Raw genomic sequence first — 15,752 nt, forward strand, 5'->3', positions numbered from 1 at the left:
GCGCGCCGCCTATTGATCTGATCGATCCGACCGACCCGACACCATGTTCAAACTCTTCAGCCGCCGCGGGCGTGACGATAACCGTGCGTCGTCAGCGCCCGCCACACCGCCAGCGCCGCCTGCCAGCGCTCCACCAGCGCCACCCGTGTCAGCGCAGCCCGCCGGGCATTCCGATGCCGCACCGTTTCCAGAGACTGCGTCCGATGCGTCTGCGCCGCCGCCAGGTTCGTCGCCGCCGGGCGGCGGGGCCGGTGGTGGCAGCAACAGCCACGGTCATCCGGGCTTGAATGGCCTGACGCTCGACGACATCACGCGTGGCATGCAGCACGCCGCCGCGTCGGCCAACCAGATGCTCGCGCAGCAGTACACCGCGTTGCTCGATCAGTTTTTCGATGCCGACGAGAGCGGCACGCTGGTCGCCCGCGAAGTAGAGCTTGCGCTCGACAGTCAGCACCGGCTGGCGCTGCCGCTGGTGTCGCTGGCAATGCCGCGTGGCCTCGCGCTCGATGAAATGACGGTGAACATGACCGTGCGCAGCGACCTCGCCGAAGCCTTGCCCTTACACGGCGCAGCCACGGGCGGTGTTGGCCGGTTCTACGTCTCGCTTGCGCCGCATTCCAAGCGGGATACGGGCCGCGACAGCGAGCACATCGACATCGAGATGAAGTTTACCGCGCTGCAGCCGCCGGAAGCTGTGATGCGCGTGATCGACGAATACACGAATCGACTGGTGCCACGGCCCACGCAGCCCAATGCTGCGGGTTCCGACGGCCCTGGCACACCTAGCACGCCCCAGGAGAAAAGCGATGAGCACTGAGCACAACCCGCGTACCACCGGCGAGCGAGGCCTCGCGCTGATCAAGGAATCGGAAGGGCTGCGTCTGTCGACGTATCTGGATGCGGTCGGCAAGCCGACCATCGGCTACGGCCACCTGATTCGGCCCGGCGAGACCTTCAACGGGCCGATCTCGCAGCAACAGGCGGAGGCACTGCTGCGCAAGGACCTGGCCGACACCGAGCAAGGCATTGCCAAGGCCGTGCGCGTGTCGATCACGCAAGGGCAGTTCGACGCGCTGGCGTCGTTCGTCTTCAACCTGGGCGCGGGGCGGCTGCGCTCGTCAACGCTGCTGCGCAAGCTCAACGCCGGCGACTACGCCGGCGCGGCCAACCAGTTCCTGCTGTGGGACAAGGCAGGCGGCAAGCCGCTCAAGGGGCTGACGAAGCGTCGTCAGGCCGAACGCAAGTTGTTCCTGTCCTGATTCACAACCACGTTACTTCACCGGAGAAACTCGCATGCATACCGAACCCATGTCCGTGATTCCCACCACCCGCCCGCGCCGCCTGTATCGCGCATTGACGTGGCTTGCCGCCGCAGCCATTGCGATCGGCATGTCCTACGCCCGCGCGGCCGACAATGCCGCGCCAACGTGCACGGCGGAGGCGCAGCGCATCCGCGCTGAACTCGGAAACCAGGATCTGCCGACGTTCAACGATCAAGCAGGACGTTACCTCGCCGACACGCTGAGTCAGCTCTACGCCTATGGCACGTTGCCCAACCGCTACGTGCCCGAGCGCCAGGCCAACTGGGAACCGGGTACAAATCGCCCCGTCATGATGCACAAGCGCAGCATCGGTGGAGATTTATGGGCGCAGACCAGCCTGTTGCAGGCGGATATTGACGATGGCCTTTCCAAGCGCGGCCCGCTGCGATTGATCTACGCGCAGGATGGCAAGCCGCAATACATCACGACCACCGCCGCGAATGCGCCGCAGATCCCGACGCAGCGCTGTGCGGGCAGATAGGCGACTGTGCGGCCGCGTCAGGCGCTGGCTTGGCGCGCCATCTCGACGCCCTTGTTGGCCAGCGCATCGGCGCGCTCGTTGCCGGGATGGCCGGCATGGCCCTTGACCCAATGCCAGCTCACGTCATGTCCGGCGACGAGTGCGTCGAGCGTGCGCCAGAGGTCGTCGTTCTTGACCGGCTTCTTGTCGGCTGTTTTCCAGCCGCGCGCCTTCCAGCCGGCCAACCATTCGCTGATGCCTTTCTGCACGTACTGCGAATCGGTATACACCTGCACCCGGCATGGCCGCTTCAGCGCGCGAAACGCCTCGATCACGGCCATCAGTTCCATGCGGTTGTTGGTGGTCAGCGTTTCGCCGCCAAAGAGTTCTTTTTCGTGGCTGCCCGAGACGAGCACGGTGCCCCAGCCGCCAAGGCCGGGGTTGCCCTTGCATGCGCCATCGGAATAGACGGTGACTTCCTGCATTGAGAAAACGATGGGTGATCAGTGAGTGGAGCGGGCGCGCTCAGGCGCCCGATTTGCCGTCACGCGCGGTAGCCGATGGCGCCTTCGTCGAATGCGAGCCCGAAGGTGTCGCGACCGGCGTACCGGCTGGCACCAGCGCCGGGGATTTGCGCGTCTTCCAAGCCGGACCAACCAAGCGCATGGTGCGCACCCGCTTGACCGCCTGCAGCATATAAACCGCGCCGAAGATCGGCCACCAGCGGTCGCCGGCCTTTTCCATGAACGCGGTGCGCTGCAGCCATTTGTCCGAGCGATTGGGCGGGCAGTAGCAGCCGAAACGGCCGCGCACGATATCAAATCCGAGCAGCTTGAGCCAGTCCTTCAGGCGCGTGAACGCAATCATCTGGCTCTGCGCAGGCAGGAACGATTCCGTGCCCAGGCGCCGCATGCCCTGTCGCATGCCCCACAGGCTCAGCGGGTTGAAGCCGGTGATGACCAGGCGCCCCTCGGGCATCAGCACGCGCGCCACTTCGCGCAGCACTTCGTGCGGGTCGTCCGTGAACTCCAGCACGTGGGGCAGGGCGACGAGGTCGATGCTCTGCGATGCGAAGGGCAGTTCGTCATAGCGGCAGATGACGCGCGGAGTGGCCTGGCGCTGGGGCGTGGTGGCGTCCGGCTCTCCGTCGGCCGCATCGGCGGATTCGGCGGGGTCGCCGTCCATCGGGTCAAGCGTTTCGGTGGGGGCGGTCGGGTCGATGTCATCCACCACACGCGCGATCAGCGGGATGCGGTTCTCGCGCAGCGCCCCAAAGCCAGGGTGGCCGAGTTGCAGCGCGTGATAGCCGAACATGTCGGCCACCGTGCGATCGAACTGGGCCTGTTCCCAACGCAGGACGTATTGCCCGGGCGGCGAGGCGAGCCAGTGGTGCCAATCTATAATGCGACGATCGTTAGAGGAGTCGGACATGGTCCAGGGTGGTGTGCCGCGTGGTGTAGCGCTTGAGGTCGAGGCGATCGCTGCGTTTGCCGACAATTATATTTGGGCACTACACGATGGTCGGGTGGCGGCTGTCGTCGATCCGGGCGACGCGCAACCGGTGCTGCGTTTCCTGAAGGAACGCGGGCTCGCGCTCGGTGCCATTGTAATCACACATCATCATGGCGATCACGTTGGCGGCGTGCGCGACCTGCTCGCGGCGTATCCGGAGAATCCCGAGGGTGCGCCGCTGCCGGTCATCGGCCCAGCGGGTGAATCGATCCCGTGCCGCACGCGGGCCGTACGCGAAGGCGACGTCGTTACCCTGGCGCAGCCGGCCGCCACATTGCGGGTGATCGATGTGCCGGGCCATACCAGCGGTCACGTCGCCTATGTGGGCCACCTTCAGGGTAATGCCGCATCGGCGAGCCTGTTTTGTGGCGATACACTCTTCGCCACCGGTTGCGGCCGGCTTTTTGAGGGTACGCCTGCGCAGATGCGCGCGTCGCTGGCCAAGCTGGCGGCGCTGGCGCCCGATACGCGTGTCTACTGCGCGCATGAATACACGGCATCGAATGTGCGCTTTGCGCGTGCAGTCGAACCTGGCAACGCCGACTTGGCGGCCTGGGAGGATGAGGTAACGGCGTTGCGGGCCGAGGGCCGCTCGACTGTACCCACTACCGTTGGCCACGAGCGCGCGACCAATCCCTTCATGCGATCGGATGACGCCAATGTGACGCAGGCCGTGGTACGCCATGCGGGTATCGACGCGAATGATCCGGTTGCGGTATTCGCTGCGTTGCGCCAGTGGAAGAACGATTTCCGTTGAGAAACCTCGGCGCGCGGCGACGACGCGGCCAATGTGATGCATCCAGCAGGCGCCACGCCGGGTGAACGCGGGTTGACGCGGTCGGATGCGTTTCTTACTATCTGGGGCAATTTTTAGCCCTAACCCCACAGAACTTGATGCGATCCGTGCGACTTCTTGCGGCAACTGTGCTCAGTCTGCTCCTTGCGGCCTGTGCAACGGCCCCCGGGCCGAACGCCGACACAGCCAGCACCAGCGCCTCCACTGCCACCGGCCAGACCCCAGCGCCGGTCGTCAATGTCGATCAGCAGCCCGTGGCGTCCCTGAAAGGGCCGGCCAAGGATCTCTGGGCCCGCATTCGCCAAGGTTTCTCCATGCCCGACCTGCAAAGCTCGGCCGTGGACGATCGTACCGACTGGTATGCGCAGCGCCCGGACGCCTTCCGGCGCATGGTGGACCGCTCCAACCGGTACCTGTACCACATCGTCGAAGAGCTGGAGCGGCGCAATATGCCCACCGAGCTCGCCCTGCTGCCGTTCGTGGAAAGTGCGTTCAACCCGCAGGCTGTATCGAGCGCCAAAGCTGCTGGAATGTGGCAGTTCATCCCGAGCACCGGCAAGACCTACAACCTCAAGCAGAACGTCTTCCAGGATGAGCGCCGCGATGTGCTTGCCTCGACCGATGCCGCGCTGGACTATCTATCCAAACTGCACAACCAGTTTGGCGACTGGCAACTCGCGCTCGCCGCTTACAACTGGGGCGAAGGTGCGGTGGCGCGGGCGATTGCGCGCAACCAGGCAGCCGGGCTGTCGACCGATTACGTCAACCTGAACATGCCCGCCGAGACGCGCATGTACGTGCCCAAGCTCCAGGCGGTGAAGAACATCATCGCCAACCCGGAGCGCTACGGCGTCACGCTGCCCGAGATACCGAACCATCCGTACTTCGTCACCGTCACGACTTCACGCGATATTGATGTGACGCTGGCCGCCAAGCTGGCCAATTTGCCGATGGATGAGTTCAAGGCGCTCAACCCATCGTTCAACCGGCCGGTGATCCTGGGCGCGTCCAACCCGCAGATCCTGCTGCCGTACGACAACGCCGAAACGTTCCAGTACAACCTGAATACGTATCATGGCGGTCTTTCGAGCTGGACGGCCGTAACGGTCGGCAACCGCGAGCGTGTGGAAGCGTTGGCGGCGCGGCTGAAGGTTGATCCCGACACCATTCGCGAGATCAACCGCATTCCGAAGGGCATGCGTTTGAAGGCTGGCTCCACCGTGGTCGTGCCGCGTGCCGATGGCGCCCAGGAAAACGCACCCGACATCAGCCCTGAATTGGCTGAGAACGCCACCATGGCGGTCGAACCCGACATGCCGGATCTCAGAAAGGTGGTGGTTCGTGCTGGCAAGCGTGACACGATTGCGGGTTTGTCGCGACGCTACGGCGTGTCCGTCGCCCAGATTCGTGCATGGAACCAACTCCCCGGCGATGCCATCCCCAAGGGGCATAGCGTCGTGCTGATGCTGCCGCAAGCGCGCGGTGGCAGTCGTGGCGGGCATGTGCGCGTGATGCGCGTGTCGGCCAAGACGGCGCGTTCCACTGCCGCAACCACGCGCGTGCCGACCGCCAAGGTGGCCGGCAAGCCGGTGGTCAAGGCCAAACCGGTGGCGAGCTCATCAAGTTCGGCCAAGCGCAAGAAGCGCTGAGGCTGGCAAGATAAACGGCGTCCTGCGGGGCGCCGTTTTGTTTTGGGGCGGCGGTAAGACCTGCGTAAGTTGGCGACCGCAAAGTAGGTGTATCCAAGCACAATCAAGATCGAGCCATCGCACACGATGGCCAGGAGACAACGTCATGCCCATGTCCGCCGCGTATCGCGCGCTGTATCAGCGCTCCATTGACGACCCCGCAGGCTTTTGGGGCGAACAGGCTCAGCGCATTGAGTGGCAAACGCCGTATTCGGCAGTCCTCGACGATTCGCGCTTGCCGTTCGCCAAGTGGTTCGTGGGCGGTCGCACCAACCTTTGCCACAACGCCGTCGACCGGCATCTCGCCACGCGCGGCGAGCAAGCAGCGCTGGTGTATGTCTCCACTGAGACCGGCCTGGAGACCACGCACACCTATCGCCAGCTCCATCGCGAGGTCAACCGCATGGCAGCGAGCCTGCAGGCGCTGGGCGTCAAACGCGGCGATCGCGTGCTGATTTATCTGCCGATGATTCCTGAAGCCGCGTTTGCCATGCTGGCCTGTGCGCGCATCGGTGCGATCCATTCGGTGGTGTTCGGCGGTTTCGCATCCAACAGCCTCGCCACGCGCATTGACGACGCTACGCCGCGTGTGATCGTCAGTGCGGATGCGGGCTCGCGCGCAGGCAAGGTAGTCGAATACAAGCCGTTGCTGGACACCGCGATTGACTTGGCGGCGCACAAGCCTGAACGCGTGTTGCTCGTCGATCGCAAACTGGCGCCCATGCAGCACAACCCGCGCGATGTTGATTACGCAACGCTTGCGGCAGAGCATGCGAATGCCGATGTGCCGTGCGAATGGATGGAGTCGAGCGAGCCCTCGTACATCCTCTACACCTCGGGTACGACCGGCAAACCGAAGGGCGTGCAGCGCGACACCGGCGGCTATGCGGTGGCACTGGCTGCGTCGATGCCGCTCATTTTCGGTGCGCAGCCCGGCGACACCATGTTCACTGCGTCGGATGTCGGCTGGGTGGTCGGGCACAGCTACATCGTCTATGCGCCGCTGCTCGCGGGCCTCACGACGGTCATGTACGAAGGCACGCCCATCCGCCCCGACGGCGCCGTCTGGTGGCGCATCGTCGAGCAATACCGGGTGAATGTGATGTTCACGGCCCCCACCGCCATTCGCGTGCTCAAGAAGCAGGATCCGGCGCTGTTACAGCGGCATGACCTGTCGAGCCTGCGCCGCCTGTTCCTTGCCGGCGAGCCGCTGGACGAGCCCACCGCCAGTTGGATTGGCGAGGCCCTGCACAAGCCCATCGTTGACAACTACTGGCAGACCGAGACCGGCTGGCCGATGTTGGCCATTCCGCAAGGGGTCGAGCCTTCCGAGCAAAAGCTCGGCTCGCCGGGCTTCCCCGTCTATGGCTACAAGCTCGACATCCTGGATGAGGCCACCGGCGAGCCGTGCGCCCCAGGCGAGAAGGGGCTCCTCGCCGTTGCCGCGCCCCTGCCGCCAGGCTGCATGACCACCGTCTGGGGCGACGACGCCCGCTTCCTGCAGACATACTGGTCGGCGTTTCCCGGTCGGCACATCTATTCGAGCTTCGACTGGGGTGTGCGTGATGAGGAGGGCTACGTGACCATCCTCGGCCGCACCGACGATGTGATCAACGTTGCAGGCCACCGCCTCGGCACCCGCGAGATCGAAGAGAGCCTGTCGTCGCATCCGGCCATCGCCGAGGTGGCGGTGGTGGGCGTAGCAGATCAACTCAAAGGGCAGGTGGCGATGGGGTTTGCCATCGTGCGTGACGCCTCGCGCGTTTCTGAGGCGGCGGGGCGTTTGGCCCTGGAGGGCGAACTGATGCGCACGGTCGAGGCGCAACTCGGCGCGGTGGCGCGGCCCTCGCGCGTATTCTTCGTCGGGGCCTTGCCCAAGACGCGCTCCGGAAAACTGCTGCGCCGCGCAATGCAGGCCGTAGCAGAGGGCCGTGACCCGGGCGATCTGACCACCATCGAGGACCCCACGGCATTGGCTCAGGTGCAGGCTGCCATGCGAGGCGAGTAGGGCACTGCAAACGTGACGTTCTCGCCCGCTTGGAGCTGGGCGTCAGGGCATGACGGGAGGGCGCCATGCGGGTGGCGCTCGCCGTTAAGTCCTTCCTTTTATTGAGTTTTTTGCGGTGTCCGGGTATACTTGTTGGGTTTGAGTTCAGAAACCCATCACCCTAGCGCCAACCGCTTCCTACCTCCCGCCTACCGCCCCGTCTGCCTCGTTTCTCGGTGATTTCTGGTGAGTTCTGTCCCAGCCCGACTCGCGACGCGCGAACGGCCCGGATTCCGCGCAGCCGGAATTCCGCTTCGGCGACAAGGTGATCAGGTCGGCACAGGGTGAATCCAGCAGGAGCTACCCGTGTTGCCGTCTTTCCCGCCCGCCATCCTCGCGCTTGCAGACGGCACGGTCTTTCGTGGCTATTCCATCGGTGCGGCCGGTCATACGATCGGCGAAGTGGTGTTCAACACTGCCATCACCGGCTATCAGGAAATCCTTACCGATCCGAGCTACTCGCGTCAGATCGTCACGCTCACGTATCCGCATATCGGTAACGTTGGCGTGAACCGTGAGGACGTCGAAGCTACGAAAGTCCATGCCGCCGGCCTCATCATCAAGGATCTGCCGATCCTCGCGTCCAATTTCCGCAAGGAACACTCGCTCTCGCATTACCTGAAGGGTGAGAAGGTGGTCGCCATTGCCGGAATCGATACCCGCAAGCTGACTCGGATTCTGCGTGAGAAGGGCGCCCAGAATGGTTGCATTCTCGCCGGCGAAGACAACGTGCAGAAGGCCATCGACCTCGCGCGTTCGTTCCCGGGCCTGTCGGGCATGGATCTGGCCAAGGTCGTATCTGTGACCGAGCCGTACGAATGGACCCAGACCGAATGGGAGCTGGGTCGCGGCTACGGCAAGCAGGAAGCCCCGAAGTATCACGTGGTCGCGTACGACTTCGGCGTCAAGTTCAACATCCTGCGCATGCTGGCCGAGCGTGGCTGCCGTGTAACGGTGGTGCCGGCGCAAACCAGCGCAGCCGATGTCCTGGCGCATAACCCGGATGGCGTGTTCCTCTCCAACGGCCCCGGCGATCCGGAGCCGTGCGACTACGCGATCGCCGCTGCCAAGGAATTCCTGGAGCGTCGCCTCCCGACGTTCGGTATCTGCCTGGGTCATCAGATCATGGGCCTGGCTGTGGGCGCCAAGACGCTCAAGATGAAGACCGGCCACCACGGCGCCAACCACCCGGTCAAGGATCTGCAGGATGGCCGCGTGGTCATCACCTCGCAGAACCACGGCTTTGCAGTGGACCCGGAATCGCTGCCGGCCAACGCCCGCGTGACGCACGTTTCGTTGTTCGACGGCACGCTGCAGGGCTTCGAGCTGACCGACCGTCCGGCATTCTGCTTCCAGGGCCACCCTGAAGCGTCGCCCGGTCCGCACGACATCGCGTATCTGTTCGACCGCTTCACCGCGGCGATGGACGCAGCCAAGCAGTAAAGCCTACGAGATCGCATCGTCATGAACGCCTTCATGCTCGCCCACTTCGGCATCACCGAGTTCTGGACCTTCCTGCTCGGCACGATCTTCATCGTGCTGCTGCCGGGGCCGAACTCGATGTACGTGCTGTCGGTGGCGGCCCGCCGCGGTGTGCGCGCGGGCTACCAGGGCGCGTGCGGCGTGTTTCTGGGCGATGCCATCCTGATGGTGTTGTCGGCAGCGGGCGTGGCTTCGCTGTTGAAGGCGAGTCCGGCGCTGTTCTACGTCGTGAAGTACATCGGTGCGGCGTACCTTGCGTGGATCGGTCTGCAGATGCTGCGTGGCGCGGTGCGCAATTGGCGCGCGCGCAAGGCCAGCGGGTCCGTCGAACAAAACGCGGTCCCGGCCGATGAATCGCATCCCTTCAAGAAGGCGCTGATCATCAGCCTGCTGAACCCGAAGGCGATCCTGTTCTTCATCTCGTTCTTCATCCAGTTCGTCGACCCCCACTACGCGCTGCCGGTGGTGTCGTTCGTCGTGCTGGGGCTGGTCTGCCAGATCTGCAGCTTCCTGTACCTGACCACCATCATCTTCGTGGGCGCGCGGCTGGCCGCGGCGTTCCGCGCGCGACGACGTTTGTCTGCTGGTATGAGCAGCGGCGTCGGCGCCATGTTTATCGGCTTTTCCGCCAAGCTGGCGACGGCCACACTGAATTAATCGAATCGAGCGGGTTATGCCAAAACGTACAGATATCAAAACCATCCTGATCATCGGCGCGGGTCCGATCATCATCGGCCAGGCGTGTGAATTCGATTACTCCGGCGCGCAGGCTTGCAAGGCGCTCCGTGAAGAAGGCTTCAAGGTGGTCCTGGTCAACAGCAACCCGGCCACGATCATGACCGACCCCAACACGGCCGATGTGACCTACATCGAGCCGATCACCTGGGAAGTCGTCGAGCGCATCATCGCCAAGGAACGCCCCGACGCGATCCTGCCGACGATGGGCGGCCAGACCGCGCTGAACTGCGCGCTGGACCTGCACCGCCACGGCGTGCTGAAGAAGTACAACGTCGAGCTGATCGGCGCATCGCCCGAGGCCATCGACAAGGCCGAAGACCGGCAGAAGTTCAAGGACGCGATGACCAAGATCGGCCTGGGTTCGGCCAAGTCCGGCATTGCGCATTCGATGGACGAAGCCGTGGCCGTGCAGTCGCAGATCGCCAAGGAAACCGGCACGAGCGGCTACCCGATCGTGATCCGTCCGTCGTTCACGCTGGGCGGCACGGGCGGCGGCATTGCATACAACCGCGAAGAATTCGAAGAGATCTGCAAGCGCGGTCTCGACCTCTCGCCGACCAACGAGCTGCTGATCGAAGAGTCGCTGCTCGGCTGGAAGGAATACGAGATGGAAGTCGTGCGCGACAAGGCCGACAACTGCATCATCGTCTGCTCGATCGAAAACCTGGACCCGATGGGCATCCACACCGGTGACTCCATCACCGTGGCCCCGGCACAGACGCTGACCGACAAGGAATACCAGATCCTGCGTAACGCCTCGCTGGCCGTGCTGCGCGAGATCGGCGTGGATACCGGCGGCTCGAACGTACAGTTCTCGATCAATCCGAAGGATGGCCGGATGATCGTGATCGAGATGAACCCGCGTGTGTCGCGTTCGTCGGCGCTGGCTTCCAAGGCCACCGGTTTCCCGATCGCCAAGGTTGCTGCCAAGCTGGCCGTGGGTTACACGCTGGACGAGCTGAAGAACGAGATCACCGGTGGTGCGACCCCGGCGTCGTTCGAGCCGTCGATCGACTACGTGGTCACCAAGGTGCCGCGTTTCGCGTTCGAAAAATTCCCGCAGGCCGACAGCCACCTGACCACGCAGATGAAGTCCGTGGGCGAGGTGATGGCCATGGGGCGGACCTTCCAGGAATCGTTCCAGAAGGCGCTGCGCGGCCTGGAAGTCGGTGTGGATGGCCTGGACGAAAAGTCCACCGATCGCGACGAAATCATCGAAGAGATCGGCGAAGCCGGTCCGGACCGCATCTGGTACCTGGGTGACGCATTCCGCCTGGGCCTGTCGATCGACGAGGTCTACGCAGAGACGTCCATCGACCCGTGGTTCCTCGCGCAGATCGAAGACATCGTCAAGACCGAAGCGCTGGTCAAGGCGCGCACGCTGGATAGCCTGTCGGCTGCCGAGCTGCGTCTGCTCAAGCAGAAGGGCTTCTCCGACCGCCGCTTGGCCAAGCTGATGAAGACGACTTCCAAGGCCGTGCGTGAGAAGCGTATCGCCGAGAAGGTCCGCCCGGTCTACAAGCGCGTGGACACCTGCGCTGCCGAATTCGCCACCAACACCGCGTATCTGTACTCGACCTATGAGGCCGAGCACGGCGAGTGCGAAGCCGAGCCGACCAGCAACAAGAAGATCATGGTGCTGGGCGGTGGCCCGAACCGGATCGGCCAAGGCATCGAGTTCGACTATTGCTGCGTGCACGCCGCGCTGGCACTGCGCGAAGACGGGTACGAGACCATCATGGTCAACTGCAACCCGGAAACCGTCTCGACCGACTACGACACGTCCGACCGCCTGTACTTCGAACCGGTGACGCTGGAAGACGTGCTCGAGATCGTCGACAAGGAAAAGCCGGTCGGCGTGATCGTGCAATACGGTGGCCAGACGCCGCTGAAGCTCGCGCTCGACCTGGAAGCCAATGGCGTGCCCATCATCGGCACGTCGCCAGACATGATCGACGCGGCCGAAGACCGTGAGCGCTTCCAGAAGCTGCTGCACGAGCTGGGCCTGCGCCAGCCGCCCAACCGCACCGCGCGTGCCGAAGACGAAGCGCTCAAGCTGGCCGAAGAAATCGGCTACCCGCTGGTGGTGCGTCCGTCGTACGTGCTGGGTGGCCGCGCGATGGAAATCGTGCATGAGCCGCGCGACCTCGAGCGCTACATGCGCGAGGCCGTGAAGGTATCGAACGACAGCCCCGTGCTGCTTGACCGCTTCCTGAATGACGCCATCGAGTGCGACGTGGATTGCCTGTCTGACGGCAAGCGCGTCTTCATCGGCGGCGTGATGGAGCACATCGAGCAGGCTGGCGTGCACTCGGGCGACTCGGCTTGCTCGCTGCCGCCGTACTCGCTGTCGCAAGCCACCGTTGATGAGCTCAAGCGCCAGACCGCTGCGATGGCCAAGGCGCTGAACGTGGTTGGTCTGATGAACGTGCAGTTCGCGATCCAGCAGAAGGGCGGTGAGGACATCGTCTACGTGCTGGAAGTGAACCCGCGTGCTTCACGTACGGTGCCGTACGTTTCGAAGGCGACCGGTGTCTCGTTGGCCAAGGTCGCGGCGCGCTGCATGGCCGGTCAGTCGCTCGATTCGCAAGGCATCGAAAAGGAAGTCGTGCCGGCGTACTACAGCGTGAAGGAAGCGGTGTTCCCGTTCAACAAGTTCCCGGGTGTCGACCCGGTGCTTGGACCGGAAATGCGCTCCACCGGCGAGGTGATGGGTGTGGGCAAGACCTTTGGCGAGGCGCTCTTCAAGAGCCAGCTCGCCGCCGGTTCGCGCCTGCCCGAGAAGGGCACCGTGCTCATGACGGTCAAGGACAGCGACAAGCCGCAAGCCGTGGAAGTGGCCCGCGCGCTGCATACGCTGGGCTACCCGATCGTGGCGACGCGCGGTACGGCTTCCGCCATTGAAGCCGCCGGCATTCCGGTGCGCGTGGTCAACAAGGTGAAGGACGGCCGTCCGCACATTGTCGACATGATCAAGAACAGCGAGATCGCGCTCGTCTTCACGACCGTCGACGAGACGCGTGCCGCGATTGCCGACTCGCGTTCCATCCGCCAGGCAGCATTGGCGCAGCGTGTCACGTACTACACGACCATCGCCGGTGCGCGCGCCGCGGTGGAAGGTCTGAAGCACATGCAGCACCTGGATGTGTATGACCTGCAGGGCCTGCACGCCACCCTGTAAGCCCATCGTCAGGGCCCGCGACGCGGCATAGCGTCGCGGTGAGCCGGCCGGAGAGGAGCAGTTGCCGCCTCCGGACGGTTCGCCTAAACTAGAGCGACCGTGTCAAAACAACGACAGCCGCCGTCAGGCGGGTGTGCGCTACGCGCCCTCCCGCTTCGCAGCGGCTGATTTTTTTGTGATTCCGAATTACTTACGATGAGCACCATTCCGATTACCAAGCGCGGTGCCGAGATGCTGAAAGAAGAGCTTCAACGTCTGAAGACAAAGGAGCGTCCGGCCGTTGTCAACGCCATCGCCGAGGCACGCGCCCAGGGCGACCTGTCCGAAAACGCCGACTATGATGCCGCCAAGGAGCGCCAGGGCTTCATCGAAGGCCGTATCCAGGAAATCGAAGGCAAGCTGTCCGCTGCGCAGATCATCGATCCGGCTTCGCTGGATGCCGATGGCCGCGTGGTTTTTGGCGCCACGATCGACCTCGAAGACTTGGATTCGGGTAAGCCCGTCACGTACCAGATCGTCGGCGATGACGAGGCCGATCTGGAAACCGGCAAGATTTCGATCAGCTCGCCGATCGCCCGTGCGTTGATCGGCAAGTTCGAAGGCGATGTCGCCACCGTGGTCGCCCCCGGCGGCGAACGCGAGTACGAAGTCCTGGCCGTCAAGTACCTCTAACCCGATCCGAGGCAACCGCCATGCCGCAGCGCTTCTTCCAGTTGCTTGCCACGGTGTGGTGCGGTTCGCTCTGGACCATCGGTTACATCGTCGCTCCGACGCTGTTTGCGATGCTGAATGATCGCCAGTTGGCCGGCTCGATTGCCGGCCGGTTGTTTCATGCGCAAGCGTGGATCGGTTTGGCGACAGGGTGCTTGCTGCTGCTGGCTGCCACGGCGCTGGTGCGTCGCGGTCAGGCCGGATACCGGCGGCTGCGCTGGCTTGTCCTGGCGATGCTGCTTTGCGTGCTGGTGGGATATTTCGGCCTGCAGCCCTTCATGGCGTCGCTGCGCGAACAGGCCGATGCGCTCGGCGTGGCGGTGGGGGATTCGCCTTACCGCGCACAGTTTGGCATGCTGCACGGCGTATCGAGTGTGTTCTATCTGGTGCAGAGCCTGCTGGGGTTGGCGCTGATCTGGAAGGCGGCCGGTATTCGGTAAGCCGCCTGCGGCCAAAAAAAAGACCGGCTGGAAAGCCGGTCGTTTTCTGTACGGTGCCGAATTGAATCAGGACAGCGCTTTCTTTTTCTGGCTGGTTTGACGCGGTTTCGCGCGCTTGACGTTGCCGCCGGCCGTGATGCGCTCGTTGCCGAGCACGCTCAGGCGGACCGGCTTCGGACGGCGCGCGCTGTTCGGGTTCGGCTTGCGCACGGTGACCGAGCGCGGGCCGGCACCAACGGTCGTCTTGCGCGGCGGCTTGAGGTCTCGCGGCTGGTTTTCCTTCAGGTACGCCGGGCCCTCGCGCCAGATCACCAGCAGCTTACCGATGTGCTGTACCGGGGCGGCCTGCAGCCTGGCGCAGATGGTGTCATAGAGTTCGATCCGGGCTTCGCGGTCATCGCCGAAGACGCGGATCTTGATCAGCCCGTGGGCCGCCAGCGAGCGGTCGATTTCGGCCAGAACGGCCTTGGTCAGGCCCTCCGCACCGATGATGACGACCGGGTTCAACGCGTGCGCTTCGGAGCGCAGTTCCGATCGTTGGGCAGGGGTGAGGATAAGGGCGGGCATAAATAAGGGCGGAATCGCGCAAAAAGACAAACGGCGCGTATTATCCGCCAAAACCAGTCCTGGCTGCCATGTTTGGCGCGACATCCGGGCGAAATTGCAACCAATTCGATGGCAAAGAACAAGTTCAACCAGTCGTGGCTGCACGACCATATCAACGATCCGTACGTAAAGCTCGCGCAGCGCGAAGGCTATCGCGCGCGAGCCGCCTACAAGCTCAAAGAGATCGACGAGCAGGACAAGCTGATCAAGCCGGGCCAGGTCATCGTTGATCTGGGCGCCGCGCCGGGCAGCTGGAGCCAATACGTGCGCAACAAGCTGGCCGCATCGCCGCGCGCCAAGGATGGCCGTATCGATGGGGCAATCGTCGCCATCGACATCCTCCCAATGGAAGCCATTGCCGACGTCACTTTCATCCAGGGTGACTTTCGCGAGGACGACGTTTTCCGGCAGTTGGAAGAAATCGTGCTGGAAGCTAGTGGCGGCGGCAAAGTGGACCTTGTTTTGTCCGATATGGCCCCCAATCTCTCAGGCGTGGCGTCGGCAGACGCCGCGCGTATGGAGCACATCGCTGAACTGGCTGTGGAATTTGCCATGGCGCACCTGAAACCTGAGGGCGCACTGCTGATCAAATGTTTTCACGGCAGTGGCTATAGTCAGATCGTCGAGATGTTCAAGCGCCATTTCAAGATCGTTGCGCCGCGCAAGCCTAAAGCCTCCCGCGACAAATCGTCCGAAACATTCCTGTTGGGCCGGCAGCTCAAGCAACCGGGCTGACGGACGATACTCACAGAGGGCCCCCTGCTAGCAC

General features: G+C 63.7%; 15 protein-coding genes. 12 read left to right on the forward strand and 3 right to left on the reverse strand.

Going from position 1 to position 15,752, the window contains the following annotated elements; genetic code table 11:
• The first annotated feature begins 43 nt into the window (after positions 1–43).
• From ACTJK4_RS12135 to ACTJK4_RS12145, 3 genes are read left to right on the forward strand one after another with little or no spacing between them, the layout of a single operon-like run.
• A complete protein-coding gene (locus tag ACTJK4_RS12135; RefSeq protein WP_260771839.1) occupies positions 44–817 on the forward strand; it encodes a DUF2589 domain-containing protein in 774 nt (257 codons plus the stop codon).
• Entirely contained in the window at positions 807–1,259 is a 453-nt protein-coding gene (locus ACTJK4_RS12140; RefSeq protein ID WP_012762196.1) for a lysozyme, read from the forward strand. Before ACTJK4_RS12135 ends, ACTJK4_RS12140 begins: the two co-directional genes overlap by 11 nt.
• A gap of 34 nt (positions 1,260–1,293) precedes the next feature.
• Positions 1,294–1,803: a hypothetical protein gene (locus tag ACTJK4_RS12145; protein WP_440818012.1), complete on the forward strand. Its 510-nt coding sequence runs from the start codon at positions 1,294–1,296 to the stop codon at positions 1,801–1,803.
• Positions 1,804–1,820: 17 nt separating this feature from the next.
• Here ACTJK4_RS12145 and rnhA read toward each other — a convergent pair whose 3' ends face one another.
• Positions 1,821–2,267, reverse strand: coding sequence for a ribonuclease HI (gene rnhA / locus ACTJK4_RS12150; protein WP_440818013.1), 447 nt, complete (start codon positions 2,265–2,267; stop codon positions 1,821–1,823).
• A gap of 40 nt (positions 2,268–2,307) precedes the next feature.
• Positions 2,308–3,213 (reverse strand): class I SAM-dependent methyltransferase, encoded by a 906-nt coding sequence (locus ACTJK4_RS12155; protein WP_232040343.1) that lies wholly within the window; start codon positions 3,211–3,213, stop codon positions 2,308–2,310.
• On the opposite strand from ACTJK4_RS12155, the gene gloB reads away from it, so the two are divergent.
• The 8 genes from gloB to ACTJK4_RS12195 all read left to right on the forward strand — a co-directional run bounded on the left by gloB (position 3,212) and on the right by ACTJK4_RS12195 (position 14,377).
• The gene (gene gloB, locus ACTJK4_RS12160; RefSeq protein ID WP_440818014.1) at positions 3,212–4,051 is read left to right on the forward strand and encodes a hydroxyacylglutathione hydrolase; all 840 of its coding nucleotides are present in this window, start codon (positions 3,212–3,214) and stop codon (positions 4,049–4,051) included. The two genes, ACTJK4_RS12155 and gloB, sit on opposite strands and share 2 nt — an antisense overlap.
• Before the next feature lie 137 nt (positions 4,052–4,188).
• Complete coding sequence (locus ACTJK4_RS12165; protein ID WP_440818015.1) at positions 4,189–5,739, forward strand: transglycosylase SLT domain-containing protein; 1,551 nt, start codon at positions 4,189–4,191, stop codon at positions 5,737–5,739.
• 145 nt (positions 5,740–5,884) lie between these two features.
• Positions 5,885–7,786, forward strand: a complete 1,902-nt coding sequence (gene prpE, locus ACTJK4_RS12170) for a propionate--CoA ligase (RefSeq protein WP_440818016.1) — start codon at positions 5,885–5,887, stop codon at positions 7,784–7,786.
• Between the two features lie 345 nt (positions 7,787–8,131).
• Positions 8,132–9,268, forward strand: a complete 1,137-nt coding sequence (gene carA, locus ACTJK4_RS12175) for a glutamine-hydrolyzing carbamoyl-phosphate synthase small subunit (protein WP_252691290.1) — start codon at positions 8,132–8,134, stop codon at positions 9,266–9,268.
• A 21-nt stretch (positions 9,269–9,289) separates the two neighbouring features.
• Complete coding sequence (gene leuE, locus ACTJK4_RS12180; protein ID WP_232040338.1) at positions 9,290–9,964, forward strand: leucine efflux protein LeuE; 675 nt, start codon at positions 9,290–9,292, stop codon at positions 9,962–9,964.
• Positions 9,965–9,980: 16 nt separating this feature from the next.
• Positions 9,981–13,226, forward strand: a complete 3,246-nt coding sequence (carB, locus tag ACTJK4_RS12185) for a carbamoyl-phosphate synthase large subunit (RefSeq protein WP_232040337.1) — start codon at positions 9,981–9,983, stop codon at positions 13,224–13,226.
• A gap of 195 nt (positions 13,227–13,421) precedes the next feature.
• Complete coding sequence (gene greA, locus ACTJK4_RS12190; RefSeq protein ID WP_027681156.1) at positions 13,422–13,898, forward strand: transcription elongation factor GreA; 477 nt, start codon at positions 13,422–13,424, stop codon at positions 13,896–13,898.
• A 20-nt stretch (positions 13,899–13,918) separates the two neighbouring features.
• A complete protein-coding gene (locus ACTJK4_RS12195) occupies positions 13,919–14,377 on the forward strand; it encodes a DUF4149 domain-containing protein (RefSeq protein WP_232040336.1) in 459 nt (152 codons plus the stop codon).
• A gap of 66 nt (positions 14,378–14,443) precedes the next feature.
• Here ACTJK4_RS12195 and ACTJK4_RS12200 read toward each other — a convergent pair whose 3' ends face one another.
• Complete coding sequence (locus ACTJK4_RS12200) at positions 14,444–14,944, reverse strand: YhbY family RNA-binding protein (RefSeq protein WP_440818156.1); 501 nt, start codon at positions 14,942–14,944, stop codon at positions 14,444–14,446.
• 108 nt (positions 14,945–15,052) lie between these two features.
• On the opposite strand from ACTJK4_RS12200, the gene ACTJK4_RS12205 reads away from it, so the two are divergent.
• The gene (locus ACTJK4_RS12205; RefSeq protein WP_232040335.1) at positions 15,053–15,718 is read left to right on the forward strand and encodes an RlmE family RNA methyltransferase; all 666 of its coding nucleotides are present in this window, start codon (positions 15,053–15,055) and stop codon (positions 15,716–15,718) included.
• Positions 15,719–15,752 lie beyond the last annotated feature (34 nt).

Origin of the sequence: Ralstonia sp. 22111, assembly GCF_052045895.1 — a bacterium.
Taxonomy (GTDB): domain Bacteria; phylum Pseudomonadota; class Gammaproteobacteria; order Burkholderiales; family Burkholderiaceae; genus Ralstonia; species Ralstonia wenshanensis.